This window comes from Geodermatophilus sp. SYSU D01176 (genome assembly GCF_054050015.1).
Genome location: NZ_JBJGYN010000123.1, coordinates 1 through 625 on the forward strand (window position 1 = coordinate 1; position 625 = coordinate 625).

At 76.0% G+C, this 625-nt stretch carries 1 protein-coding gene; it reads right to left on the reverse strand.

Features of this window, described 5'->3' with window-relative positions; genetic code table 11:
* The coding region (locus ACI78Z_RS25025) for an SCO6745 family protein (RefSeq protein ID WP_457039240.1) at nt 1–625 on the reverse strand (625 nt) is incomplete at both ends.

The window sequence follows — 625 nt, forward strand, 5'->3', positions numbered from 1 at the left end:
AGCCCGCGCCGCACCAGGTCGGCGTCCGCCTCGGCCATCGCCTCGGCCGACCAGCCGCGGGTGCCCGCGTACTCGGTGGGCGCCCAGCCGACCCAGTACTCGGTCATCAGGTTCATCTGCACGCCGGTGAGGTCCGCGGCGACGTTGGCGGCCTGGTGCACGTCGCCCCGGTACTCGCGCAGCATCGACGCGGCGTGCCAGAGCCGGCCGAGGGGGTCCTCCGGCCACGGCAGCGAGACCCACCCGGCGAACAGCGGGCGGCCGACCAGGTGCTGCGCGGCGACGTCGGTGCCGCGGCGCAGCGCCGCGACCGCCTCGGTCACGTCCGCGTCCGGGAGCAGCTCGCGCAGCGACTCCACCGCGCCCCGCTCGCGTGCGGCGAGCACGTCGTCGCGGGTGGCCTTGCCGCGCGCCTCCTCGTAGAGCCCGGCGATGAGCCCCGGCTCGAAGACGCCGAAGGCCGCGACGACGACCGTCGGGGTCGGCTCGCCCATCGGCGCGGCTCGTGCCCAGACGTAGCCGGTGAGGAAGTTCAGCCCCAGGCCGGACAGCCGCTCGTTGACCTGCCGGCCCCAGAAGCTGATCGTCGCGATCGGCTCCGCGGCGTCCCGCAGCCTGCGGGCAG